We start from the raw sequence: 25,236 nt of genomic DNA, 5'->3' as shown, positions 1-25,236 counted from the left end.
GCCGCTGAGTGACCGATGTTCTCCATGTGGCCCTCGACGACACCGCCATGGTCGCTCGACCTCAACCCTTGAGCAGCGCGCGGGCCCGCGACCGAGAGATGAGGGCCCGCGCGCACCCATTGGGTGTGCACGGGCCCTCCTTCCCCTGGAACCGGACGCTCATGGGCTCGGGTCAATGGGCCGGTGAAAGTCCGTTCCGGGCACGGCGACTGACGAAAAGGGGTGTGTCAGACCGCCGGCTGGGGGTCCTTGGCGAGACGCGGCGCGGGGACCGTGTCGTCCGTCTCCGGGTAGTGGCACGCCGTCAGGTGGCCGGGCTTGTTGCCCTCGACCTGGACCAGCGGCGGGGCCTCGGTCGAGCACTTATCCGTCGCCTTCCAGCAGCGGGTGCGGAAGCGGCAGCCGGAGGGCGGGTTGATGGGGGAGGGGACGTCGCCCTGGAGGCGGATGCGCTCGCGGGGGGTCTCCTCCACCGTCGCCTCGGGCACGGCGGACAGCAGTGCCCGGGTGTACGGGTGGCGCGGGTTGCCGTACAGGTCGTCGCGGTCGGCGATCTCGACGATCTTGCCGAGGTACATGACCGCGACGCGCTGCGAGAAGTGCCGTACGACGGCCAGGTCGTGGGCGATGAAGACGAATGCGATGCCCAGTTCCTGCTGGACCTTCTGGAGCAGGTTCACGACCTGCGCCTGGATGGAGACGTCGAGCGCCGAGACCGGCTCGTCGGCCACGATCAGCTTCGGTTCGAGGGCCAGCGCCCGTGCCACGCCGATGCGCTGGCGCTGGCCGCCGGAGAACTCGTGCGGGAAGCGGTTGTAGTGCTCGGGGTTCAGACCGACGATCTCCAGCAGTTCGCGCACGCGCTTCTCGCGGCCGCCCGCCGGGTTGATGTCGTTGATCTCCATCGGGCCGGAGATGATCTTGCCGACCGTCTGGCGCGGGTTCAGGGACGCGTAGGGGTCCTGGAAGATCATCTGGATCTCGGAGCGGACCGGTGCGAGCTGCTTGCGGCCCGCGTGCGTGATGTCCTGGCCGCGGTACGAGATCTTGCCGCCCGTCGGCTCCAGAAGCCGGGTGATCAGCCGGCCCGTCGTCGACTTGCCGCAGCCCGACTCGCCGACCAGACCGAGGGCTTCGCCCTCACCCACCTGGAAGTCGAGGCCGTCCACGGCCTTGACGGCCCCGACCGTGCGTTTGATCGGGAAGCCGCCCTTGATGGGGAAGTGCTTGGTCAGACCGCTGACGTCCAGGAGCGGTTGCGCGTTGCTCATGATGGTGAAGTCCCGTCTCGTGTACGTCAGTCAGTGCCGGGATCCGGCGAATTCGGCGAACAGATCCTTGCGCTCCCCCGGCGCCAGGTGGCAGGCGGACCCCCGGCCGTCCACCACGTCCAGGAGCGGCCGCTCGCTGGAGCACAGCCCGCCCGGGACCTTGTCGGTGAAGGCGCACCGCGGGTGGAAGCGGCACCCGGAGGGCGGGTTCAGCAGCGACGGAGGCGCACCCGGGATCGGCGACAGCGGCACGTCGACCGGCCCGTCGAGGCTCGGCATGGAGCTCAGCAGACCCACGGTGTAAGGGTGCTGCGGGTCGCGCAGCACCTCCTCCTTGGTGCCCCGCTCCACGCACCGGCCGCCGTACATCACCAGCACGTCGTCCGCGATGTCGGCGATGACACCGAGGTCGTGCGTGATGAAGACGATCGCCGTGCCGAACTCCTGCTGCAGGTCCTTGAGCAGGTCCATGATCTGCGCCTGGACGGTCACGTCGAGCGCGGTGGTCGGCTCGTCGGCGATCAGCAGCTCGGGGTCGCAGACCAGAGCCATCGCGATCATCGCGCGCTGGCGCATACCGCCGGAGAACTGGTGCGGATAGTCGTCCACCCGCATGTCCGGCTGCGGGATCCCGACCCGCCGCAGCATCTCGATCGACCGCGCCCGGGCCTCCTTCTTGGAGGCACCGGTGTGCTTGCGGTACGTCTCCCCGATCTGCGTACCGATGGTGTGGTACGGCGACAGCGAGGCCAGCGCGTCCTGGAAGATCATGGACATCTTGTTGCCGCGCAGCCGCTCCATCTCCCGCTCGGAGGCGGTGAGCAGCTCCTGCCCGTCCAGCAGGATCTCGCCGTCGATCTTGGTGCGGAACGGGTCGTGCAGGCCCAGGATCGTCAGGTTGGTGACGGACTTGCCGGATCCCGACTCACCCACGATGCCGAGCGTCTGGCCCTTGGCAAGGTCGAAGGAGAGCCCGTCGACGGCCTTGACGATGCCGTCCTCGGTGGAGAAATGGACCTGGAGGTCCTTGACGGAGAGGAAGGGCTGCTGATCGGTGCTCGTCACGGGGACGCTCCTGAGGGGGGTGATGCGAGGGGATCGCCGGGTGGGGCGGGTGGGAGGGATACGACGGAGGGCGGAGGTCAGGCGAGCCGGATCCGCGGGTCGATGAGGGCGTAGACGGCGTCCACGATGATGTTGGCGAAGACGATCGCGCCGGCCGCCAGCAGGGTCACACCCAGCAGCATCGGAAGGTCGCTCTGGTCCACGGACTTCACCGCGAGCCGGCCGACGCCCGGGAGGCTGAAGGTCGACTCGGTGATGATGGCACCGCCGATCAGCGTGCCCAGGTCGATGCCGAACACCGTGACGATGGGGCCCATCGCGCCGCGCCAGGCGAACCGGAAGAACACGTTCGACCGGGACAGACCCTTGGCCCGTGCCGTGCGGACGTAGTCCTCGCTGAGTTGCTCCACGAGCTGGGAGCGGGTCATACGCGTGTAGTTGGCCGTGAAGATGATCGCGAGGACCAGCCAGGGCAACAGCAGCCCGCCGAACCAGGCGGCAGGGTCCTCGGAGAGCGGCGTCCACTGCGGCTGGTCGAGCCATCCCAGCTGCGCGACGAAGAAGAACATCGCGATGTAGCCGACGAAGTAGATCTGGAGCGAGGAGCCGAGCAGCGAGGCGGAGCTGGCGAACTTGTCCAGGAACTTGCCCTGCTTGAGCGCCGCGATCATGCCCGCGCCGATGCCGAGGATCAGGAAGACGACGGCCGCGCCGAACGCGAGCGAGAGGGTCGTCGGCAGACGGTCCATGATCGTGTCGAAGACGGGCTCGCGGTTGGCGAAGGAGTACCCGAGGCAAGGTGCGTTGCAGAAGTCGTAGTTGGCGTAGTCGCGCCCGACGAAGACGCCGACCAGCCACAGCCAGTACTGCACCGGGATCGGCTTGTCGATGCCCAGGTTCTGCCGGATCTGCGCCAGGTTCTCGGGCGTGCAGTTCTTGCCGCAGGACATCATCGCGGGGTCACGCGGCACGGCGTAGAAGAGCCAGAAGGTGATGGCGCTGATGATCAACAAAATGACCAGCGCGCCGATGACTCGGCGGACAAGGAAGCGGAACATGAGGCGTGACTTTCCGGACGGGGCGCCGTCGCCGGGGGGAAGTAGAGGGGGGTGGGCCGCAGGGGCGGCCATGTGGAATGGCCGCCCCCAGGGGTCGTGCTCGCTTACTTCTTCGCGTAGAGCTTGGTGAGCGCGACGCAGGTGTTGCCGCCGTCCCAGACGACGTTGCCGACCTTGGAGCCGTACAGGTAGTTCCGGATCTTGTGGTAGTCCGGGACGACCGCGGCCAGCTCCATGATCATCTTGTCGACGTTGCCCCAGGCCTTGTTGGCCTCCTCCACGTCAGCGATCCGGCCCGCGGCGTCGATGGCCTTGTTGACGCTCGGGTCGTTCAGCTGCGCGTAGTTGCTGCGGCCGTCGCCGATGTTCTTGCCGCTCCAGCAGGGGTAGAACTGCGAGTAGCCGCCCGGCCAGTCCGGGCTCCAGCCGGCCGCGAACAGGTCGAAGTCGTTGTCGATCTTGCCGATCTGGGTGTAGAACGTCGACTTGTCGACCTGCTTGTTGACGACCTGGAAGCCGGCCGCCTCCAGCGCGTTCTTGATGGCGACGGCGGTCTTCACCGCGGTGTCCGACTGCTGGTAGGCGATGACCAGCTTGTAGCCGAGCTTGCCGGCTTCCTTCAGGAGGGCCTTGGCCTTCTCGGGGTCGCCGCCCGGCTTCTTGTCGACGCCGTACAGGTCGAACTTGGTGTAACCGGGCGTCACCGGGGCGAAGATCGTGGTGGCGATCTCCTGGGACGCGGCACCGCCGCCGATGGTCTGGAGCTGCTGGTGCGGCCAGGCGTGGTTGATGGCCTGGCGGACCTTGAGGTCCTTGACCCGGGTCATGTTGATCGGCCAGTAGTAGGTGACCGTGTCGACCGCGGTGAGGACGCGCTTCTTCAGCTCGGGCTTGGTGAGGACCTGGGCGAGACGCTCGGGCGCGACCTCGTTGAAGATCGGCACCGCGTACTGGTCGTTGCCCTGGTCCGCGATCCAGCGGTCGGTCGAGGCCACCAGCTCGTAGCCCATCTGGAAGACGAACTTGTCCGGGTAGGCGTTGCGGATCGGGTCCGTCTTCGGGTCCCAGTGCTCGTTGCGCACGAAGGTCATCGACTTGCCGATGCTACGGCTCTCGATCTTGTACGGGCCGCAGGAGACCGGCTTCTTGTCGTACTTCTCCTTGGTGTCACCCTTCTTGGGCACCAGGGAGTAACCACGCATCGCGAGCGTGTAGTTGAAGTCGACGCGGGCTTCCTTGAGACGGAAGGTGACGGTCTTGCCGTCGATCTCGATGGAGTCGAGGCTCTTGCCGTCGTACGGGCCCTCGTACTTGTCGCCGCCCTCCAGGAACTCCTGGACGTAGATCGGGCCCTCGGTGATGAAGCTCGCGAAGAGGCGCTCGAAGGTGTGGCGGACGTCGTCCATGGAGAGGTCGGAGCCGTCCTCCCACTTGATGCCGTCCTTGATGGTGAAGGACCAGGTCTTGCCGCCGTCCTTCATCGTGCCGGCGTCGGTCGCGGCGTCGCCGACCAGCGTGGCCCCGCCCTTGTCGTCCAGCTTGTAGCCGGTCAGACCGCGCATGATCGGCACGGTGATGGCGCCCTCGGTCGAGACGTAGATCTGCCCCGGGTCCATGTGGTCCATGTCGAACTGCTGGAGGGAGTAGATCGTCCCGCCGGTGACCGCGCCCTTGACCTCGGGGGCCGGGCCGGTCGAGTCGGCCTTGGTGCCCACGGGGATCTCGGTGGTCTTGGAGCCAGTGACCTTCGGGGCCTGGTCCTGCGAGCCGCCCTCGCTGCCGCTGCTGCAGGCGCTCAGCACCGAGGTCGACGCCGCGGCCACGCCGGTGGCGATCAGGAAGTTTCTACGCGAGAAGGACATCGCATCCTGCCTTGAAGTGGGTTGATGAGAGAGATCCGGCACCCGGCGACTTCCGCCGTGGTCCTGAAATGAGCCGGAGTCAGCGCTTGGACTTCGGGTCGAGTGCGTCACGCACCGAGTCACCGAGGAGGTTGAACGCGAGCACGAAGATCACCATGGACATGCCCGGGAAGAGCATGAAGGTGAGGTCCTCCGTGTAGAACTGGGCGCCTCGCTGGATCATGACGCCCCAGTCCGGGGTCGGGTCGATCATGCCGACACCGAGGAAGGCGAGACCCGCCTCAGCGGTGACGAAGGCCGGGAGCATCAGCGTGGACTGGATGATGATCGGAGTCCACAGGTTGGGCAGCAGCTCCTTGAAGACGATACGCCGCGGTGACGCGCCCGTGACCTTGGCGGCCTCGACGAACTCCCGCTCGCGCAGGCCGAGTACCTGGCCGCGCAGCAGTCGGGCGATGGAGGCCCAGCCGAATGCGGAGAGCACGATGATCAGGCCTGCGGCGCGCAGCCACGTCGGGATGTTCTCGTCGGGGGCGACGAAGAGCCCGTACACGACCGGCATGAAGGCGATGAAGAAGAGGGTGGAGGGGAACGACAGCAGAATGTCGATGACCCGGCCCACGAAGTAGTCCGTCTTGCCGCCGAGGTAGCCCGCGGTGACGCCGATGACCACCCCGAGGATGACGGTGAGCAAGGTGGCCGCGACCGCGATGCCCAGCGAGGTGCGGATCGCGTAGAGCAGGAAGGTGAAGACGTCACGGCCGAGCTGGGGCTCGACGCCGAACCAGAAGTCGGAACTGATACCGCCGTTCGGACCCGCCGGGTACGCGAAGGCGTTCAGCAGCTCAGGCTGCTGGCTCGCGTACGTCGTGTACGGATCCTTGCCGTACAGCTTCGCAATGAGCGGAGCGGCGAGCGCGATCACGAAGAAGAAGATCACGATGTACGCCGATATGACGCCCGTGCGGTCCCGCTTGAAGCGGGTCCACGCCAGCCGTCCCGGCGAGCGGCTCTCGTTGCCCTTAGGGGTGGAGGGCGAAGGCGACTTGTCGATGCTTTCGTCAGTCGCCTCAAGCGGGGCAGCCGCGGATGGAGTTGGGGGGGTCATGGTGCTCCTGGCCCAAGGGAGGGTCTGATGACTCCGCAGGGCACGCTCCCCTACGGGCTACGCCGGACTTTTTCAACGCAATTCATTCAAGGTCAATAAATTCTCGGCCGACTTGGTTGTCTCTTTACGTTCTTTACCCTGCCTTGACCATTCCGTAGCTACGCGGGTAGCGCAACGTGATTGAGTTGTGCCTTGACTCGGACTAACTGGACCAATCGGGCAACGAGTTCGATATGCGGACGCTCCTGTGTCGAAATGTGTACATCCAGCGGTCGTAATCCAACGGTTCGGCATCGGATGACGGAGATCCATTGCGCCATACATCGAAGATCCATTGGGGCGGGTGGGAGAAGTCCGTTTCGTCGCCCGGGTGGGCCCCGTGAGCCGGCCCCGTGAGGGCGATCCGGGCCCCGGCATCCGGACGGTCTGTTGCTCCATTGGCCGGAGTCCATGTGCGGTATGTGCCTTTTCGCTCGATATTGGCCCGTAACGGATCAGTATCAGAGGAGGCACTCCATGCGTGGAGCCACGCTCGCCAGAAGGGCCGCATGCGCGATGGCGGTCGCGCTCGTGGCGACGGCCTGTGGAGGCGGGGGTGACAGCGGAGCCGGCGGCGAGGTGCTGAGCTCGTCGTGGACCGATCCGCAGAACCCGCTGGAGCCGGCCAACACCAATGAGGTGCAGGGCGGCAAGGTGCTCTCCATGATCTTCCGGGGCCTGAAGCAGTACAACCCGAAGACCGGCGAGGCCGAGGACATGCTCGCCGAGCGGATCGAGACCACCGACTCGCGCAACTACACGATCACCGTCAAGGACGGCTGGACCTTCAGCGACGGCGAGAAGGTCACCGCCAAGTCCTTCGTGGACGCCTGGAACTACGGGGCGAGCCTGAAGAACAACCAGAAGAACGCCTACTTCTTCAGCTACATCGACGGCTACGACAAGGTCCACCCGGTCAAGGGCGAGCAGAGCGCCGACACCATGTCCGGGCTGAAGGTGGTCGACGACCGGACGTTCACCGTCCGGCTCAGCCAGAAGTTCTCCAGCTTCCCCGACACCCTCGGCTACAACGCCTTCGTCCCGCTGCCGCGCGCCTTCTACGACGACCACGCCGGCTGGCTGGCCAAGCCCGTCGGCAACGGCCCCTACACCGTTCAGTCGTACATCAAGGGCTCCGAGATGAGCCTGACGAGGTGGGACGCCTACCCGGGTCCGGACGCCGCCCTGAACGGCGGCGTCACCCTCAAGGTCTACACGGACAACAACACGGCCTACACCGACCTGATGGCAGGCAACCTCGACCTCGTGGACGACGTGCCGGCCCAGCAGCTGAAGAACGTCCGCAGCGATCTGGGCGACCGTTACCTCAACACCCCGGCCGGCATCATCCAGACGCTGGCCTTCCCCCATTACGACAAGGACTGGAACAAGGCCGGTTCGGTCAAGGTCCGCCAGGGGCTGTCCCGGGCGATCGACCGCGAGCAGATCACCAAGACCATCTTCCAGGGAACCCGTACGCCCGCGACCGACTGGACCTCACCCGTCCTGGGCGCGGAGGGCGGATACAAGGAGGGGCTGTGCGGTGAGTGGTGCCAGTACGACGCGGCCGCCGCGAAGAAGCTGATCGAGGAGGGCGGCGGGCTGCCCGGCGGGCAGGTGAAGATCACGTACAACGCGGACACCGGCTCCCACAAGCTGTGGGTGGACGCCGTCTGCAACTCCATCAACAACGCCTTGGGCAACGACCGGGCCTGCGTCGGCAACCCGATCGGCACCTTCGCCGACTTCCGCAGCAAGAGCACGACCCAGAAGCTCTCCGGGCCCTTCCGGGCGGGCTGGCAGATGGACTACCCGCTGACCCAGAACTTCCTCCAGCCGCTCTACTACACCAACGCCTCCTCCAACGACGGCAAGTGGTCCAACGAGGAGTTCGACAAGCTCGTCGACGAGGCGAACGCCGAGACCGACCCCGCGCGGGCCGTGGAGATGTTCCAGAGGGCCGAGGCGGTCGTCCGGGACCACATGGCGGCCATCCCGCTCTGGTACCAGAACGGCAGCGCCGGCTGGTCGCAGCGGCTGTCGAACGTGGCCCTCAACCCGTTCAGCGTCCCCGTCTACAACGAGATCAAGGTCGGCTGAGCCCGTCATGGGGCGGTACGTCGTCCGGCGCCTGGTGCAGATGGTCCCGGTGTTCATCGGGGCCACCCTGCTGATCTTCCTCATGGTCAACGTGATGGGCGACCCCGTCGCGGGCCTGTGCGGCGACCGCCAGTGCGACGCGGCGACGGCGGCTCAGCTGAGGAAGGAGTTCGGCCTCGACAAGCCCGTGTGGCAGCAGTACCTGACCTATATGGGGAACGTCTTCACCGGAGACTTCGGTACGGCGTTCAACGGCCAGGAAGTCACCGAGCTGATGTCGACGGCCTTCCCGGTCACCCTCCGGCTGACGATCGTCGCGATCTTCTTCGAGGTCCTCATCGGCGTCACGCTGGGCGTCGTCACCGGCCTGCAGCGGGGCCGCCCCGTCGACTCCGGCGTCCTGCTCCTGACCCTCGTCGTGATCTCCGTCCCCACCTTCGTCACCGGCCTGCTGCTCCAGCTGCTGCTCGGTGTGGAGTGGGGCTGGATCCGCCCGTCGGTCTCCGCTCAGGCCCCCTTCGGCGAGCTGCTGATCCCGGGCCTCGTCCTCGCCTCGGTCTCCCTCGCGTACGTCACCCGGCTGACCCGCACCTCGATCGCGGAGAACCGGCGCTCCGACTACGTCCGTACGGCGATCGCCAAGGGCCTGCCGAGGCGCCGGGTGGTCACCCGGCATCTGCTCCGCAATTCCCTCATCCCTGTCGTCACCTTCATCGGCGCCGACATCGGCTTCCTCATGGGCGGCGCGATCGTCACCGAGCGGATCTTCAACATCCACGGCGTCGGCTACCAGCTCTACCAGGGCATCCTGCGCCAGAACACCCAGACCGTCGTCGGCTTCGTGACGGTCCTCGTCCTCGTCTTCCTCGTCTGCAACCTGGTCGTCGACCTGCTGTACGCCGTACTCGACCCGAGGATCCGCTATGCCTGAGCAGCCGTTCCAGTCCGAGGGGGCGATCGCCGGCAGCGGCGCGGGGGGCGCGGGCGGTGCGATGGAGCCGGCTGCGGGCGAGGCACGGACGCTGGAGCCGCAGCCGCCGGCCGGGCCGGCACCGCGGGGTCCGCAGGACACGGGACCGCCGGGGCCGGACCCATCGGCGGCCTCGGCGCAGGAACGTCCGCGCAGCCTCTGGTCCGACGCCTGGCAGGACCTGTGCCGCAACCCCGTCTTCATCAGCTCGGCCCTGATCATCCTCTTCCTGCTCTTCATCTCCCTGTGGCCCTCGGCGATCGCCTCCGGCAGCCCGCTCAAGTGCGACCTCGCAAAGGCGCAGCAGGGTTCCGCGCCGGGCCATCCCTTCGGCTACGACGGCCAGGGCTGCGACGTCTACACGCGCACGGTCTACGGCGCCCGTACGTCCGTCGCCGTCGGCGTCTGCGCCACGCTCGGGGTCGCGGTCCTCGGCTCGGTACTGGGGGCGCTCGCCGGCTTCTTCGGCGGTCTGTGGGACTCGTTCCTCTCCCGCATCACCGACGTCTTCTTCGCCATCCCGGTGATCCTCGGCGGGCTGGTCCTGCTGTCCGTGGTCACCAGCAACTCCATCTGGCCGGTCATCGGCTTCATCGTGCTGCTCGGCTGGCCGCAGATCTCCCGCATCGCCCGCGGTGCCGTCATCACCGCCAAACAGCACGACTACGTCCAGGCCGCCCGCGCACTCGGCGCCTCCAACTCCCGCATCCTCCTGCGTCACATCGCGCCCAACGCCATCGCTCCGGTGATCGTGGTCGCGACCATCGCCCTGGGTACGTACATCGCCCTGGAGGCGACACTTTCCTACCTCGGCGTCGGCCTGAAACCCCCGAGCGTCTCCTGGGGAATCGACATCTCGGCCGCCTCCCCGTACATCCGCAACGCCCCCCACGCCCTCCTGTGGCCCTCCGGCGCCCTCGCCATCACGGTCCTGGCCTTCATCATGCTGGGCGACGCAGTCCGCGACGCCCTCGACCCGAAGCTGAGGTGAGGGCGCGGTGGGTGCCACGAGGGAGGTCCCGGTGCGGGGCGCCGCCCCGGGCGTGGGCGCGGGGCACCGCCTGCCGGCCCGCCTCCGCCCCTCGGACACGGCCCTCGGGCCCCGGCGGCAACGTGAGGTGCGGAGGGCCCGGGGCCGGGAGGGCGACGCGGAGTCGGTTTGGGGGCCGCCCAGGGTGGTGATGCCGACCGTGCTCGGCCGGCGGCGGGCCTTTGGGGTGCCCGCGGTCCCAGGACGCCTGCCGGGGCGCCACCTTCCGCCGGGCGCCTGTGGGTGGCCGTCGTGGGGGTCGTCATGCCCGGCGTCGCGGTGTGCGACGCACCGGGGTCTGCCCGGGTCCCTCCGGCCCCTGGACGCCTCCCCGAGCGCCATCCGCCCCCGGTTCTGCGGCGCCCACCATCCCGAACCCCAGCCCACCCGGCGAAGCCACCCGCAACGCCCCCCATCCGAAAGTGAGGTGAGCCGACGGCATGCTGCTCGAAGTGCGTGATCTGCAAGTGGAGTTCCGGACGCGGGACGGCGTTGCCAAGGCGGTCAACGGCGTGAGTTACGGCGTGGACGCGGGGGAGACGCTCGCCGTGCTCGGGGAGTCGGGGTCCGGGAAGTCGGTGACCGCGCAGGCGGTGATGGGGATTCTCGACATGCCGCCCGGGAGGATCACCGGGGGCGAGATCCTCTTTCAGGGGCGGGACCTGCTGAAGCTGAAGGAAGAGGAGCGGCGCAAGGTCCGCGGCGCCGAGATGGCGATGATCTTCCAGGACGCCCTGTCGTCGCTGAACCCCGTACTGACCGTCGGCGACCAGCTGGGCGAGATGTTCGTGGTGCATCGCGGCATGTCGAGGAAGGACGCGCGGGCGAAGGCCGTGGAGCTGATGGATCGGGTGCGCATCCCGGCCGCGCGGGAGCGCGTCAAGCAGTACCCGCACCAGTTCTCCGGCGGCATGCGCCAGCGCATCATGATCGCGATGGCCCTCGCCCTGGAACCCGCGCTCATCATCGCCGACGAGCCCACCACCGCCCTCGACGTCACCGTCCAGGCTCAGGTCATGGAGCTGCTGGCGGAGCTCCAGCGCGAGTACCGCATGGGCCTGATCCTCATCACCCACGACCTCGGCGTCGTCGCGGACGTCGCGGACCGGATCGCCGTGATGTACGCGGGCCGCATCGTGGAGTCGGCGCCGGTGCACGACATCTACAAGGCGCCCGGTCACCCGTACACCAGGGGCCTGCTGGAGTCGATCCCGCGCCTGGACCAGAAGGGCCGGGAGCTCTACGCCATCAAGGGCCTGCCCCCCAACCTCATGAACATCCCGCAGGGCTGCGCCTTCAACCCCCGCTGCCCGATGACCCGCGACGTGTGCCGCACCGACGTACCCGCGCTGTACGAGGTCTCCGAAGTACACGGCAGCGCCTGCCACTTCTGGAGGGAGTGCCTGGATGGCTAGTTCCTCAACGGAGCCGATTCTGGAGGTCAGCGGGCTCGTCAAGCACTACCCGCTCACCCGGGGCATCCTCTTCAGGAAACAGGTCGGCGCCATCAGGGCCGTCGACGGCGTCGACTTCACGCTGCACCGCGGCGAAACCCTCGGCATCGTCGGGGAGTCCGGCTGCGGCAAGTCGACGGTCGCCAAGATGCTGGTCAACCTGGAACGCCCGACGGCAGGTTCGATCAAGTACAAGGGCGAGGACATCACCAGGCTGTCCGGACGCGCCCTGAAGGCCGTACGCCGCAACATCCAGATGGTCTTCCAGGACCCCTACACCTCCCTCAACCCCCGCATGACGGTGGGCGACATCATCGGAGAGCCCTACGACATCCACCCCGAGGTGGCCCCGAAGGGCGACCGCCGCCGCCGGGTGCGGGACCTGCTGGACGTGGTCGGCCTCAACCCCGAGCACATCAACCGCTACCCGCACCAGTTCTCCGGCGGTCAGCGCCAACGCATCGGCATCGCACGGGGATTGGCGCTGCGTCCCGAGGTCATCGTCGCCGACGAACCGGTCTCCGCGCTGGACGTCTCGGTCCAGGCCCAGGTCATCAACCTGATGGACCGCCTGCAGAACGAGTTCGACCTCTCCTACGTCTTCATCGCCCACGACCTGTCGATCGTCCGGCACATCTCCGACCGGGTCGGGGTGATGTACCTCGGACGGATCGTGGAGATCGGCAGGGACGCCGAGATCTACGACCACCCCACGCACCCCTACACCCAGGCGCTGCTCTCCGCGGTCCCCGTCCCCGACCCGGAGGCCCGTGAACACCGCGCGCGCATCATCCTCGCGGGAGACGTCCCGTCCCCGACGAACGTCCCCTCCGGCTGCCGCTTCCGCACCCGCTGCTGGAAGGCGGAGGAACGCTGCGCCCAGCAGGTGCCGGTCCTCGCGGTGCCGTCCCGGCTGCGGGACCCGAGCGGACTCGAGGCCCACGACTCGGCGTGCCATTTCGCGGCGGCGCAAGGCAACGGGCCGGGGTGACATGGCGCACCCCGGCCCGCTTACGGCACCCGCACGGCCGTACGCTGTTCAGCCTCCACCGTCCGTATATCGGTGCCGCTTCGGTGAAGTTGCCTGCGTGTTAACGCAGTTCGGGCGCTTTTGAGACGCTATGCCAGGGACCGCTGCAGGAAGTCCAGCTGGAGCAGCAGCAGGTTCTCCGCGACCGCTTCCTGCGGGGTCATGTGCGTGACGCCGGACAACGGCAGCACCTCGTGCGGGCGGCCCGCGGCGAGAAGGGCCGAGGACAGGCGCAGGGAGTGGGCGACGACCACGTTGTCGTCCGCCAGGCCGTGGACGATCATCATCGGGCGGTGCGGCTCGGCCGGGTCCACCAGGCCCGCGTCGTCGATCAGCGAGTTGCGGCGGTAGACCTCCGGCTGCTCGTCGGGGTGCCCGACGTACCGCTCCTGGTAGTGGGTGTCGTACAGCCGCAGATCGGTGACCGGCGCACCGACCACCGCCGCGTGGAAGACGTCCGGGCGGCGCAGCGCGGCGAGCCCCGCCAGATAGCCGCCGAAGGACCAGCCCCGGATGGCCACGCGGGTCAGGTCGAGCGGGAACCGCTCGGCGAGCGCGTGCAGCGCGTCGACCTGGTCCTGCACCACGATCGCCGCGATGTCGTCCTTGATGGCCTTCTCCCACGCGGGCGAGCGCCCCGGCGTACCGCGCCCGTCCGCGACGATCACCGCGAATCCCTGGTCGGCGAACCACTGCGAGGTGAGGTACGCGTTGTGCGCGGCGACCACCCGGGAGGCGTGCGGGCCACCGTAGGGATCCAGCAGCACCGGCAGCGGGGTGTCACCGGCGTAGTCCCGAGGCATAAGCACAGCGCACGGGATGCGGCGTGCGCCCCCCTCGGTGAGTGTCACGCGCGGGGTCAAACCGGGATCTTCCGCATGCGACCGGACCGTCGCCACCGGCTTCCCGTCTCGCAGCACCTGGACCTGAGCCCCGGGCCGGTCAAGAGTGTGGGAGGCCAACACCGTCACGCCCCCGGCGCGCACCGCCGAGTGCACCCCGGGCTCCTGTGAAACGCGCTCCACGCCGAGCTCGTTCACCCGGTACACGTGCACTTCGCCGATCTCGGGAACGGCCGCGGCCTCGCCCGCCGACGCCGAGATCAGCACGTCGTCCGAGGTGACGTCCAGTACCGCGCGGACGTGCAACTGCGGTCCGGTCAGCGGGCGTTCGCCCACCGTGAGGACCCGCGCGCCGCCCTCGTCGGCAATGCGCACGAGATGTCCGGCAGGGCTCCAGCAGGGCACTCCAGGGAAAAGATCCAGCCATTGTGGATCTTCGTCCGCGTGCACCATCCGGGTCGCCCCCGTCGCCGGGTCCACGGCCAGGAACAGCTGACTGCGCTGGTCGCGCGCCTGTACGAGCAGCAGCGGCGCACCCGCCGCTGACCAGTGCACTCGCGCCAGATACGGGTACCGCGCCCGGTCCCACGAGACCTCCGTGCGCACCCCGTCCAGGCCGATCACGAACAGCCGCACGTCCGCGTTCGCAGTTCCCGCCGCCGGATACGCCACCCGCTGCGGCTCGCGCTCCGGACGAGCCGGATCGGAGATCCACCACCGGCGCACCGGCGTGTCGTCCGCCCGCGCCACCAGCAGCAGGTCCGACTCCGGCCCCCACCAAAAGCCCCGGTAGCGCCCCATCTCCTCGGCGGCGATGAACTCCGCGAGGCCGTACGTCACACCGTTCGACTCCGGCTCGGCGAGTGCCCGGTCGCCCTCCCCCTCGGCGCCCACCACCCGCAGGGCGCCCTGCGCGACGTACGCGATGTGCCGTCCGTCGGGGGAGGGGCGCGGGTCGATCACCGGCCCGGGGACCGGGAGTTCACGTGCCGTGCCGGCCCGCAGCTCGGCCGTGAAAAGCCGCCCTGACAAGGCAAAAGACGCCAACTCGACGGCCGCGTCGGTGGCGTGGGAGACGATGCCGGCGCCGCCCTCCCGGCTACGCTCGCGGCGTGCCCGCTCTTCGGGCGAGAGGTCCTCCGAGGCACCGCCCAGGAGGGCGCGCGGGTCGGCCGCCACGCGCTCCCCGCCGTCCCTCGTGTCGAGCACCCACAGCGAACTCGCCGGGTCCGTGCCGGAGGTGGAGCGCAGGAACACGACACGGGAACCGTCGGGCGCCACCGTGAATGCGCGCGGTGCGCCGAACGTGAACCTCTGGGTGCGGGCGTGCCGTCGGGGGAAGGACACAGGCTCGGTCTTCATGCCCCGACCATATTGGCCAGTGCGCCCCCTTGTGCGGCTGTGCGCCGATCGATGCGCACGGACGGATAGTTATGATCACAAGCGCATAGTGGGTATGAACCTGCTGGCTGCTGCATGGATTTATCTGCCCCCATAGTCCGACCCCCGCGCCTGGGATTCTTGGAGGTGAGCCGCCGTGGCACTCTCGATTTCGGCGGTGGTGCTGCTGGCGATCGTCGTCTTCCTGCTGGTGAAGAAATCAGGGCTGAAGGCGGGCCATGCCGTGGTCTGCATGCTGCTCGGTTTCTACCTCGCGTCCTCGACCGTCGCTCCCACCATCAGCGAGCTGACGACGAACATCGCGGGCATGATCGGCAGTATCAAGTTCTGAGCCGGGCCGGGCAGCGCTGTCGGTGCCGCCTCGTAGGGTGGGGCCCATGACGGAACTGCCCTCCTCCACCCTTCGGGCGGGGGGACCCCCATCTCGCTGCGCTCGGCGTCTGCTCCTGGTGCACGCGCACCCGGACGACGAGTCGATCAACAACGGCGCGACCATGGCCAAGTACGCGGCCGAGGGTGCCCGGGTGACCCTGGTCACCTGCACGCTCGGCGAGCACGGCGAGGTCATTCCCCCCGAGCTGCGCCACCTGACCGGAGCCGAGCTCGGCGAACACCGCCTGGGCGAGCTGACGGCCGCGATGCGCGAGCTCGGCGTCGAGGACTTCCGTCTCCTCGGCGGCAGGGGCCGCTTCGAGGACTCGGGGATGATGGGCATCGCCGACAACGACGACCCCGCGAGCCTGTGGCAGGCGGACGTCGACGAGGCGGCCCGGGAGCTCGTCGAGGTGATCCTGGAGGTACGCCCCCAGGTCCTCGTCACCTACGACCCCGACGGCGGCTACGGCCACCCCGACCACATCCAGGCCCACCGCATCGCCATGCGCGCGGCCGAGCTGGCCGCGGATGCCGGGTGGCGGATCCCCAAGATCTACTGGAACCGCGTCCCGCGCACGGTTGCCGAGGAGGCCTTCGCCCGGCTTCAGTCGGACCTGCCCACATTGCCCTTCGCCAAGGCGGCGACCGTCGGCGACGTGCCGGGTGTCGTGGACGACGAGCGGATCACCACCGTGATCGACGGCACCGACCACGCCCGCGCCAAGGCCGCCGCGATGCGGGCGCACGCCACGCAGATCGACGTGGCCGAGCCGTACTTCGCGCTCTCCAACGAACTTGCGCAGCCCCTCTTCACGACCGAGTACTACGAGTTGGTGCGCGGCGAGGCGGCGGCGCGGACGGAGTCCGATCTGTTCGCCGGTGTCGCCGATGTCCCCGTCGAGGAGGCGTCATGAGCTCGATGCTCGCCCAGCCGCTGAAGCGGCCCTCCGCCCTGCGGGTCCTCGCCCACCTCGGGCTCTTCGTGCTCGGTGCGGTGGTCGGCGTGGCCGGGGCGCTGGTGCAGCCCGCGTGGTTCCCGGGCGGCCTGCTGCTCGCACTCGCGGGCGAGGCCGGGCTCTGCCTGGGAGCCGCCCGGGCGATGGGCAGCCGGGCGGCGGCCGTCGCGCCCGCCGGCGGCTGGATGATCACCGTCATCCTGCTCACCGCCAGCCGCCCCGAAGGCGACTTCGTCTTCGGCACGGGCGCCGCCTCCTACCTCTTCCTGCTCGGCGGGATGGCCGTGGCTGTGATCTGCGCCACCCTCGCGCCGGTGCGGCAACCGGGTGGCGACGGCGTCCGACTTGCCAAGTGACGTACCACTTCTCCATGCCGCGCTCGTGCGAGTCCCGTGTGGGTTTCCCAGGCGGTCGTGGGATGCGGGCCGGAAGTGGCCAGTATGGTGGTGCGCGCCGCCGAGCCGTCCGAAGCAATGAGGTCGAACAGGCGGTGGAGCCAACCGGGAGAACCTGCCTTGAGTCGTGAAACTGACACTCCGTCCTCCGGGCCCAACGGGCGCGGCGGAGCCGCATACCCCTCGGGCACGCCGCCGTACGGGACCCCCATGGCTTCCGACAGTGGCGCGGACGCGGGCCGTTCGGCCGCGCAGCCGGAGGAACGCAAGACCGAGACCACGCTGACGACACGGATCCGGATCAACATCCCCGGATCCCGGCCCATTCCGCCGGTTGTCGTGCGTAAACCCGTCGCGGACGCCGAGAGCGCAGGCTCCGTCGACAGCACGGATGCCGGGACGCCGACGCCGTCCCCCGCCCCCGCCGTGTCCACGGGTACCGCCGAGCCCCCGGCCCAGCCCGCGGGGCAGGCGGAGGAGAAGACGAGCGACTGGTTCGCGCCCCGCAAGTCCGCGGGCGGCAAGGGCGGTCAGGGCGGCGCTTCCACCAACGGCGCAGGTCTGCCCGGCGGTTCGGGCGCCGGCGCGGGCGGCCCGGCCGGCCCGGGCTCCGGCGCCGGGCGGCCCGGTGGGGTCGTCGGCTCGATGAGCGTGCCGGGCGGCTCGCGCCCCGGTGGTGCGAGCGGCTCCGGGCTCACCGGTGCGACCGGCGGTCCCGTGGCTCCGGGGCACGGCGGCGGCACCGGTTCCTTCGACGTGACCGAGGCGCTGGCGGCGGGCCCGCTGGGAGGCGGCAACGGCGCGCGCCCCGGCGGCGAGGCGCGCCGCGACGATCTGCCGTACTTCGCGGAGAACGGCAGCGGCGGCCAGGACGGCCAGGGCGCCCCGAACGGCTACGGCAGCCAGGGCGGCCCGGGCGGGCCGGGCGGTTACGGCCCCCAGGGCGGGCCGGGCGGCTTCGACCCGTCCGCCGACTTCAACGCACCGAACAGCTTCGACGGCTCCGGCGACTTCGGCGGCCCGAGCGGCCGCGGCGGGCCGGGCGGACCGCACGGCCCCGCGGGCCCGACGACCGGTCCGGTCACCGGCGACGGCCCTGCGGTGCCGCCGGTCACGGGCGGCGGGCCGGGCGGACTCGGCGGTCCTGGCGGTCCTGGCGGTTCCGGTATTTCCGCCGGTCCGGGCGGTGCCGGCGGCCCGGCCGGCGCCGGTATCTCCGCGGGCCCGGGCCGACCCGGCGGGCCGAGTGGTCCCGGCGGTCCCGGCAGTGGCCGTGGCGGCCCCTCCGGTCCCGGTGGTCCTCCCGGACCGGCCGGCCCGGGTGGTCCGGCCGGCCCCGGCATTTCCGCCGGTCCCGGAGGCCCCGGGGCTTCCCCCCACGCCCAGGGCAGGGGCCCCGGCGGTGGGATGAGCGACGACACCGCGATCCTCACCCCGCAGAAGCCGGCCCCCGAGCCCGGCCACCCGAACTACGGCGGCGTCGCCGACAACGTCTCCGGCCACACCGTCACCAGCGGCATCCCCGTCGTCCCCGCCGGCGCACAGAGCGGGCCGTTCGGGCCGGGCGGCGCCGACGCTCCCGGGCCGCACACGCCCCCGAAGCTGCCCGAACCCGCCGGCTCGCAGACTCAGACGTCCCGCGCGCCCAAGAAGAAGGGCCGCAACAAGCTGGCCCTGATCGGCGGCGGCGTGATCGTCCTCGCCGGTGGCGTCTACGGCGCCGGCCTGCTGATGGCCCACTCCGACGTGCCCAAGGGCACCACCGTGCTCGGCGTCGACATCGGCGGCGGCACCCGCGACGAGGCGCTGAAGAAGCTCAACGACGCCTTCGACAAGCAGGTCAACAAGCCGCTGAAGCTCTCGGTCGGCGGCAGGACCGTCTCGCTGGAGCCGGACAAGGCCGGGCTGCAGTTCGACATGCAGCAGACGGTCAGCGCGGCCGCGACCAGTGACTACAACCCGGTCTCGGTCATCGGCTCCCTCTTCGGCAACCACCGGGTCGTCGATCCGGTCATGCCCACCGACGAGGAGAAGCTGCAGGCGGCCCTGCAGGACGTCTCCGGCGGGTCCGGCTCGGTGACCGAGGGCACCATCAAGTTCGACTCCGGCAAGGCCGTCGCCGTCTACGGCAAGGCGGGCAAGGGCATCGACGTCGCCAAGTCCACCGCGGCGGTCCAGGAGGCCTACCGCACCCAGGTGGAGACGGGCGCGTCCGCCGCGGTGCAGGTCGCCACGACCACTCAGCAGCCGACGGTCGCGAACGCCGAGGTCGACCGGTTCATGAAGGAGTTCGCCGAACCGGCGATGGCCAACAAGGTCACGATCCAGACGGATGCCGCGCACAGCATCCAGTTCGGCTCCCTGTCGCTGCCGAAGATCCTGGGAGCCAAGGCCGTCGACGGCAAGCTCGTGGACACCTACGACCTCAAGGCGCTCAAGGCGGCGTACGGCGCCACCTTCGACGGCGTGCAGATCAACGGCGCGAGCGGCAAGCGCGACGTCCTCCCGCAGGATGTCGCCTCCGCCCTGCGCAAGGCACTGCGCGCCAAGACGGCGGCGGAGCGGACCGTCACCATCGACACCAACCCGAGCTAGCGCAACCGCTCGGAGCAGGGGGCACCCGGCACTCGCCGGGTGCCCCCTGGCCGTCGTATGACATCTGTCATCCGGCAGTCGGGACCGCCGACACTGCCGGGCTCCCGGCCCCCGCGGCCACCCTTGAGCACATGACAACGACAGCGTTGAACACGACGACTGCGGTGGTCGGATTCGATCAGGTGAGCAAGAGCTACGGGGACGTACGGGCCGTCGACGGCCTCACGCTCGCGCTGCACCCGGGGGAGACCGTTGCCCTGCTGGGCCCCAACGGGGCCGGCAAGTCCACCACGCTCGATCTGCTACTCGGCCTCAAGCGCCCCGACAGTGGCAGGGTCGGCGTCTTCGGTACCGACCCGCGCGAGGCGATCGTCGCCGGACGGGTGGGGGCCATGCTCCAGAGCGGCGGGCTGATGGGCGAGGTCACGGTCGCCGAGATGGTGCGGCTGGCCTGCGATCTGCATCCGCGGCCGTACCCCGTCTCCGACGTCCTGGCCCGCGCGGGCATCACGCAGATCGCCGACCGCAAGGCCGACAAGCTCTCCGGCGGCCAGTCCCAGCGCGTCCGCTTCGCCCTCGCCACGGCGGGCGACGGCGACCTGATCGTCCTCGACGAGCCCACCACCGGCATGGACGTCACCACCCGCCAGGCCTTCTGGGCCACCATGCGCGAACAGGCCGACCAGGGCCGTACGGTCCTCTTCGCCACGCACTACCTGGAAGAGGCGGACGCGATCGCCGACCGGGTGCTGGTCCTGCACCGCGGCCGGCTGCTGGCCGACGGCACGGCGGCCGAGATCAAGGCGAAGGCGGGGGCGCGGCGGATCTCCTTCGACCTGGCCGACGGTCCGGTCGACGAGGCCGCCCTGCGCAGCCTGCCCTTCCTCACCTCGCTCACGGTGTCCAACAGCGGCTCCGCCGCGGAGTCGGGCCGGACCGTCCGCCTCCAGTCCTCCGACGCCGACGCGACCGTCCACGCCCTCTACGGGCTCGGCCTCTACCCCCGCAACCTCGAAGTCGCCGGGCTCGGACTGGAGCAGGCGTTCGTCGCCATCACCACCGCCGAGGAGGCACGTACGTCATGAAGGCCCTGATCCGGCTGGAACTCACCCGCGCCCTGCGCAACCGCAAGTTCCTGTTCTTCTCGGTGCTCTACCCGTCGATGCTGTTCCTGCTGATCGCGGGCAGCGCCGACAGCACGACCGAGGTCGACGGCACGGGCCTGACCCTGCCGACCTACATGATGGTCTCCATGGCCTCCTTCGGCGCCCTCACGGCCGTCCTGATGGGCAACAGCGAGCGCATCGCCAAGGAACGCGAGAGCGGCTGGGTACGGCAGCTGCGGCTGACCACCCTGCCGGGCCGCGGGTATGTGCTGGCCAAGACCGCGAGCGCAGCCGTGGTCAGCCTGCCGTCGATCGTCGTCATCTTCGTCGTAGCCGCCGTCGTGAAGGACGTACGTCTGGACGCCTGGCAGTGGCTCGCCCTCACCGGTGCGATCTGGGCCGGGAGCCTGGTCTTCGCCGCGCTCGGTGTGGCGATCGGATACTCCGCCACCGGTGACGCGGTACGCCCGATCACGATGATCATCTACTTCGGGCTGTCCCTGCTCGGCGGCCTGTGGATGCCCACGACGACCTTCCCGCAGTGGCTCCAGGACATCGCCGCCTGGGTGCCCACGCACGCGTACGCTGCGCTGGGGCAGGCCATCGAGCAGAGCCAGGCCCCCCACGCGAAGGACCTCGTCGTCCTCGTCGTCTCCTTCGCCCTGTTCACGGGCGGCGCGGCCTGGCTGTACCGGAAGGACACGTTGAAGGCGTGAGCGGCACAGGCGTGGGTATCGGGCAGCGCCCGCAGAACCGCAAGCAACGCGTCGTCAAGCTCCTGTGGACCGGTATCTGGCTGGTGTACCTGAGCGCGCCGGCCAACGACCTGCTGCACGGCGGTCACAGCCCGGGCGTCCGGGTGCTCGGCTGGATCGGCCTCGCCGCGTTCGTCACCTGGTACATGCTGCTGCTCTTCCGCACCGGCCGAGGCGAACGCAACAGCGTCGTGCTCGCCTCCCTCGGCGTCCTCGCCGCCCAGTCCACGGTCCTCGCCCTGACCCTGGGCCGGGAGTGGCTGGTGCTGTTCGTGTACGTCTCCATCGCCTCCGGCGCGGCCCTGCCGCTGCGCATGGCGCGCTGGACGATCCCGGGCGCGTCCGCGCTGATGACCGTGATCGCGTTCGCGACGCCGGGCGGCAAGGCATTCCTGGCCGGGCTGCTGATCCCAGCCCTGCTGGGCGGCTTCGCCATGACCGGCGTACGCGAGCTCATCCGCACGACGATCGCGCTGCGCGAGGCCCGCGCCACCGTCGCCCAACTGGCCGCGAACGAGGAGAGACTGCGCCTGGCGCGGGACCTGCACGACCTGCTGGGGCACTCCCTCTCCCTGATCACCATCAAGAGCGAACTCGCGGGCCGGATGCTCCCCGGCCACCCCGACAAGGCCGCCCGGCAGGTCGCCGACATCGAGCAGGTCAGCCGTCAGGCCCTGGTCGACGTGCGCGAGGCGGTCTCGGGCTACCGCCGCCCGCGTCTCGCGGCGGAACTGGCGGGCGCCAGGGTCGCCCTGACGGCAGCCGGCGTGACGGCCGAGCTCCCGGCCGAGCCCGACCTCACCGACGTCGCCGAGGACAGCGAGACGGCCCTCGCCTGGGCCCTGCGCGAGGCGGTCACCAACGTCGTACGGCACAGCGGCGCCCAGCGCTGCACGGTCGAGGTCGCGCGCCGCCAGACCCTCGACGGCCCCGTCCTCGAACTCTCCGTCGAGGACGACGGCTCCGGCGACCAGGGCAACGGCCCCGGCCACGGCCTGACCGGCCTCTCGGAACGCCTGGAGAAGGCGGGCGGCACCCTGGAGGCGGCCGGCACCCGGCAGGGCTTCCGCCTGATCGCCCGCGTCCCGGCCGCCGCGATCTCGGCGGACGTAGGATCCGGTTCATGAGCCGCACGATCAAGGTCCTCCTCGCCGAGGACCAGTCGATGGTCCGCGAGGCCCTGGCCGCCCTGCTCGGCCTGGAGGAGGACATCGAGGTCGTCGCCCAGGTGGCTCGCGGTGACGAGGTCCTCGCGGCGGCCCGCGACCACGACGTGGACGTGGCGCTCCTGGACATCGAGATGCCGGGCGCGACGGGCATCGAGGCGGCGGCGCTGCTGCACAAGGAGCTGCCGGCCGTGAAGCTGGTCGTCCTCACGACCTTCGGCCGCCCCGGCTACCTGCGCAGCGCGATGGAGTCCGGCGCCGACGCCTTCCTCGTCAAGGACGCCCCGGCGGCCCAACTGGCCGAGGCGATACGCAAGGTACTGGCAGGTGAACGGGTCATCGACCCCACCCTGGCGGCAGCGGCCCTGGCGGAGGGCGCAAACCCTCTCACGGACCGCGAGCGGGAGGTCCTGCGGGCAGCGGAGGACGGCTCCACCAACGCCGAGCTGGCAGCAGCCCTGCACCTGTCCCAGGGCACGGTCCGCAACTACCTCTCGACGGCCATCCAGAAACTGGCGGTGCGCAACAGGGCGGAGGCGGTGAGGATCGCGCGGGAGAAGGGGTGGCTGTAGATCGCCGCCGGTGAAAGCGCCCCGAGGGGCAACGCCCTTCAGAGGCGCGGGGAACTGCGCGACCAGCCACAACGAACCCGCAGTCGCGCCACCGGCCCAACCGCTACGGCGAACCGGCGAACTCAGTTGAGCAACGCCCGGGCGGCCCGAGCCTGCCCGCGCACCTGTTCCGCCGCCCCCTCATCCACCGCACAGATCAACTCCGCGTACTCCTCCAACTCCACCGCCCCCTCGACGAAGTCCCCCCGCTGTACGAGCAACTGCGCCCGCTCGAACCGCAACCGAGCCGGATGCGACGGCAGCAGCAGCGACAGCTCCACCGCCCACAGCGCCACATCCGACCGCTCGGGCCGAGTCGCCGCCCAGGCCCGAACGTTGTTCAGAATCCGCAGCACCACATCCAGCGGATCGGCCGGCGACAGCATCGACGAATCCAGCGGCGCCCCCGTGGCCCCCGCCACCAGCAGCTCCGCATCGCCCCCCGTCAACACCCGCCCGCCGTCGAACGGATCGGCGAGCACTTGCTCATCGGTCGGCCCGAACCCCACGACGAAGTGCCCGGGCAGCGCGACCCCGTACACCGGGGCTCCCGCCCGCCGGGCCACCTCCATCCACACCACCGACAACAGAATCGGCAGCCCACGCCGCCGTCGAAGCACCTCGTGCAGCAACGACGACTCCAGCCGCTGATAGTCCGCGGCCGAGCCGCGAAACCCGTACCGCTCCCCGAGCAGCTCCCGCAGGGCCACGGCCCACGCCCTCGGCCCGCCCGGCCGAAACGGCAGCTGTCCGGCCAGGGCATCCAGCTCCACCTGCGCGGAATCCATCCCCGGCTCGTCCAGCGCCCCGTCCGCCTCGGCTCCCACCAGCAGACACAGCATGGACAGGTCGGGCCGCTCGGACCGTGCCTCTTCGGCGAACCGCCGCCGCAGCTCGGCGGAGCGTTCCGGAGGTGGGGGGTAGGGGGGACGCATAGCTGGCTCGTGCCCTTTCGCGGCGATCGGTACCACTGCTCACGGAGATCGATAGTGGTGGTAGGCATGATGCGCGGTGAACCCCATCCCGGCGTACATGTCCCGCGCGCCCGCGTTCTCCGCCTCGACCTGCAGCCACGCCGCCGACGCCCCCTCGTCGAGGGCCTGCCGGGCCAGCGCGGCCATCACCCGGGTGGCCAGCCCCTGCCGTCGCAGCGCCGGATCGACCTCCACGGCGGCGAACCCGGCCCAGCGCCCGTCCACGACACAGCGCCCGATCGCGGCAGGCGTACCGCCTTGCGCTCCGGCAACCGTCGCGAACCACACCGACGGCCCGCTCCCGAGCACGTTCAGGGCCACCTCGCTCACCCCCTTGCGCTGATACCGCGCAAGCCAAGCCTCGTCCGCCTCCCGGGCCAGCACCACTCCGGCGCCCTCGTCCCGGTCGGCGATCGGCGCGAGCGCCCCGATCCACATCTCGGCGGACACCTCCCGCACCCACCCCAGCCGCTCCAGCTCCGCGCACAGCAGCTCCTGCGTGCCCTCCGCCCCGGTCGCGGTCTGGATGTAGGCGGGGAGCCCACGGTCGCCGTACCAGCGCCGTACGGCATCCAGCGCGGCCGGCAGCGGCATGCCGGGATCGCCGAGCGGCAGCACCGAGTTGGCCCGCCGGGTGAACCCGGACGCGGCGCGCAGCTCCCACTCGCCGAGCCGTTCGCTCTCGAGGGGCCGCCACGCGCGCGTGGCGACGTGCGCGAGTTCCTCGTACGAGGCGGCGGGGCCCCGGCGCCGGGCGGGAGCGGCGGGCACCACCTTCCCCGCCACCAGCGACGATTCCGCGATGCGGACGGTCTCGCCACTCTTCCGTGTGATCAGCAGCACACCGTCGTCCCATGATGCGAGAACACCCACCGTGTCGGTGAACTTCTCACCCTCGGCCGCAGGATCGTTCAGGCGGCGTACGGAGACCCGTTTGCCCACGTCAGCAGCGGTGATACGGACCTCAAGGCGTCCCGTCGCTGAGATTTCCACAGGTCAGTTCACCCCTCCTGTTCGGATCATGCCCAAGAACGGAGATACTAGGGGCGGGCATCGACGACGCCGCGCTCCCG

Annotated in this window: 21 protein-coding genes; 13 read left to right on the top strand and 8 right to left on the bottom strand. The window is 69.9% G+C overall.

Annotation, left to right across the window (positions count from 1 at the left end):
• Positions 1-227 precede the first annotated feature (227 nt).
• From ACFY5C_RS36430 to ACFY5C_RS36410, 5 genes are all read right to left on the bottom strand, one after another.
• Positions 228-1,271 (bottom strand): ABC transporter ATP-binding protein, encoded by a 1,044-nt coding sequence (locus tag ACFY5C_RS36430; RefSeq protein ID WP_389453029.1) that lies wholly within the window; start codon positions 1,269-1,271, stop codon positions 228-230.
• A gap of 30 nt (positions 1,272-1,301) precedes the next feature.
• On the bottom strand, positions 1,302-2,336 hold the full coding sequence (locus ACFY5C_RS36425; RefSeq protein WP_389453026.1) for an ABC transporter ATP-binding protein: 1,035 nt from the start codon (positions 2,334-2,336) through the stop codon (positions 1,302-1,304).
• A 77-nt stretch (positions 2,337-2,413) separates the two neighbouring features.
• Positions 2,414-3,394 (bottom strand): ABC transporter permease, encoded by a 981-nt coding sequence (locus tag ACFY5C_RS36420; RefSeq protein WP_389453023.1) that lies wholly within the window; start codon positions 3,392-3,394, stop codon positions 2,414-2,416.
• Between the two features lie 104 nt (positions 3,395-3,498).
• On the bottom strand, positions 3,499-5,256 hold the full coding sequence (locus tag ACFY5C_RS36415) for an ABC transporter substrate-binding protein (protein WP_389453020.1): 1,758 nt from the start codon (positions 5,254-5,256) through the stop codon (positions 3,499-3,501).
• A gap of 79 nt (positions 5,257-5,335) precedes the next feature.
• Complete coding sequence (locus ACFY5C_RS36410; RefSeq protein WP_389453017.1) at positions 5,336-6,364, bottom strand: ABC transporter permease; 1,029 nt, start codon at positions 6,362-6,364, stop codon at positions 5,336-5,338.
• A 516-nt stretch (positions 6,365-6,880) separates the two neighbouring features.
• Here ACFY5C_RS36410 and ACFY5C_RS36405 point away from each other — a divergent pair.
• The 5 genes from ACFY5C_RS36405 to ACFY5C_RS36385 all read left to right on the top strand — a co-directional run bounded on the left by ACFY5C_RS36405 (position 6,881) and on the right by ACFY5C_RS36385 (position 12,948).
• Complete coding sequence (locus ACFY5C_RS36405) at positions 6,881-8,503, top strand: ABC transporter substrate-binding protein (protein ID WP_389453014.1); 1,623 nt, start codon at positions 6,881-6,883, stop codon at positions 8,501-8,503.
• Between the two features lie 7 nt (positions 8,504-8,510).
• Positions 8,511-9,434 carry an ABC transporter permease gene (locus ACFY5C_RS36400; RefSeq protein ID WP_389453011.1) on the top strand — a complete coding sequence of 308 codons (924 nt, stop codon included), beginning with the start codon at positions 8,511-8,513 and terminating at the stop codon, positions 9,432-9,434.
• The gene (locus ACFY5C_RS36395) at positions 9,427-10,464 is read left to right on the top strand and encodes an ABC transporter permease (RefSeq protein WP_389453009.1); all 1,038 of its coding nucleotides are present in this window, start codon (positions 9,427-9,429) and stop codon (positions 10,462-10,464) included. The genes ACFY5C_RS36400 and ACFY5C_RS36395 overlap by 8 nt, the downstream gene beginning before the upstream one ends.
• A 479-nt stretch (positions 10,465-10,943) precedes the next feature.
• The gene (locus ACFY5C_RS36390; RefSeq protein WP_389453007.1) at positions 10,944-11,918 is read left to right on the top strand and encodes an ABC transporter ATP-binding protein; all 975 of its coding nucleotides are present in this window, start codon (positions 10,944-10,946) and stop codon (positions 11,916-11,918) included.
• Positions 11,911-12,948, top strand: coding sequence for an ABC transporter ATP-binding protein (locus tag ACFY5C_RS36385; protein ID WP_389453004.1), 1,038 nt, complete (start codon positions 11,911-11,913; stop codon positions 12,946-12,948). Before ACFY5C_RS36390 ends, ACFY5C_RS36385 begins: the two co-directional genes overlap by 8 nt.
• Positions 12,949-13,076: 128 nt before the next feature.
• On the opposite strand, the gene ACFY5C_RS36380 is transcribed toward ACFY5C_RS36385, so the two are convergent.
• Complete coding sequence (locus ACFY5C_RS36380) at positions 13,077-15,191, bottom strand: prolyl oligopeptidase family serine peptidase (protein ID WP_389453001.1); 2,115 nt, start codon at positions 15,189-15,191, stop codon at positions 13,077-13,079.
• Between the two features lie 175 nt (positions 15,192-15,366).
• Between ACFY5C_RS36380 and ACFY5C_RS36375 the strand changes: the two genes are divergently transcribed.
• The 8 genes from ACFY5C_RS36375 (at position 15,367) to ACFY5C_RS36340 (ending at position 23,150) form a co-directional block, all read left to right on the top strand.
• Positions 15,367-15,561, top strand: a complete 195-nt coding sequence (locus tag ACFY5C_RS36375) for a hypothetical protein (protein ID WP_328423806.1) — start codon at positions 15,367-15,369, stop codon at positions 15,559-15,561.
• A 46-nt stretch (positions 15,562-15,607) separates the two neighbouring features.
• A complete protein-coding gene (gene mshB / locus ACFY5C_RS36370) occupies positions 15,608-16,519 on the top strand; it encodes an N-acetyl-1-D-myo-inositol-2-amino-2-deoxy-alpha-D-glucopyranoside deacetylase (protein ID WP_389452998.1) in 912 nt (303 codons plus the stop codon).
• Complete coding sequence (locus ACFY5C_RS36365) at positions 16,516-16,917, top strand: DUF6113 family protein (RefSeq protein ID WP_328423802.1); 402 nt, start codon at positions 16,516-16,518, stop codon at positions 16,915-16,917. Before mshB ends, ACFY5C_RS36365 begins: the two co-directional genes overlap by 4 nt.
• Positions 16,918-17,076: 159 nt before the next feature.
• Entirely contained in the window at positions 17,077-19,551 is a 2,475-nt protein-coding gene (locus tag ACFY5C_RS36360) for a hypothetical protein (RefSeq protein WP_389452995.1), read from the top strand.
• A gap of 131 nt (positions 19,552-19,682) precedes the next feature.
• Positions 19,683-20,636, top strand: coding sequence for an ABC transporter ATP-binding protein (locus ACFY5C_RS36355; protein ID WP_389452993.1), 954 nt, complete (start codon positions 19,683-19,685; stop codon positions 20,634-20,636).
• Positions 20,633-21,373 (top strand): ABC transporter permease, encoded by a 741-nt coding sequence (locus ACFY5C_RS36350; protein WP_369273226.1) that lies wholly within the window; start codon positions 20,633-20,635, stop codon positions 21,371-21,373. The genes ACFY5C_RS36355 and ACFY5C_RS36350 overlap by 4 nt, the downstream gene beginning before the upstream one ends.
• On the top strand, positions 21,370-22,539 hold the full coding sequence (locus ACFY5C_RS36345; protein ID WP_389452991.1) for a sensor histidine kinase: 1,170 nt from the start codon (positions 21,370-21,372) through the stop codon (positions 22,537-22,539). The genes ACFY5C_RS36350 and ACFY5C_RS36345 overlap by 4 nt, the downstream gene beginning before the upstream one ends.
• Positions 22,536-23,150: a response regulator transcription factor gene (locus ACFY5C_RS36340; RefSeq protein WP_389452988.1), complete on the top strand. Its 615-nt coding sequence runs from the start codon at positions 22,536-22,538 to the stop codon at positions 23,148-23,150. Before ACFY5C_RS36345 ends, ACFY5C_RS36340 begins: the two co-directional genes overlap by 4 nt.
• Before the next feature lie 122 nt (positions 23,151-23,272).
• On the opposite strand, the gene ACFY5C_RS36335 is transcribed toward ACFY5C_RS36340, so the two are convergent.
• A complete protein-coding gene (locus ACFY5C_RS36335) occupies positions 23,273-24,124 on the bottom strand; it encodes a tetratricopeptide repeat protein (RefSeq protein ID WP_389452985.1) in 852 nt (283 codons plus the stop codon).
• Positions 24,125-24,163: 39 nt separating this feature from the next.
• Positions 24,164-25,105 (bottom strand): GNAT family N-acetyltransferase, encoded by a 942-nt coding sequence (locus ACFY5C_RS36330; protein WP_389452982.1) that lies wholly within the window; start codon positions 25,103-25,105, stop codon positions 24,164-24,166.
• Between the last annotated feature and the right edge of the window lie 131 nt (positions 25,106-25,236).

The organism is Streptomyces sp. NPDC012935 (assembly GCF_042900345.1).
Classification (GTDB): Bacteria; Actinomycetota; Actinomycetes; order Streptomycetales; family Streptomycetaceae; genus Streptomyces.
Note: the sequence above shows the minus strand (reverse complement) of the source record. Positions and strands in the feature narration are given on the sequence as shown.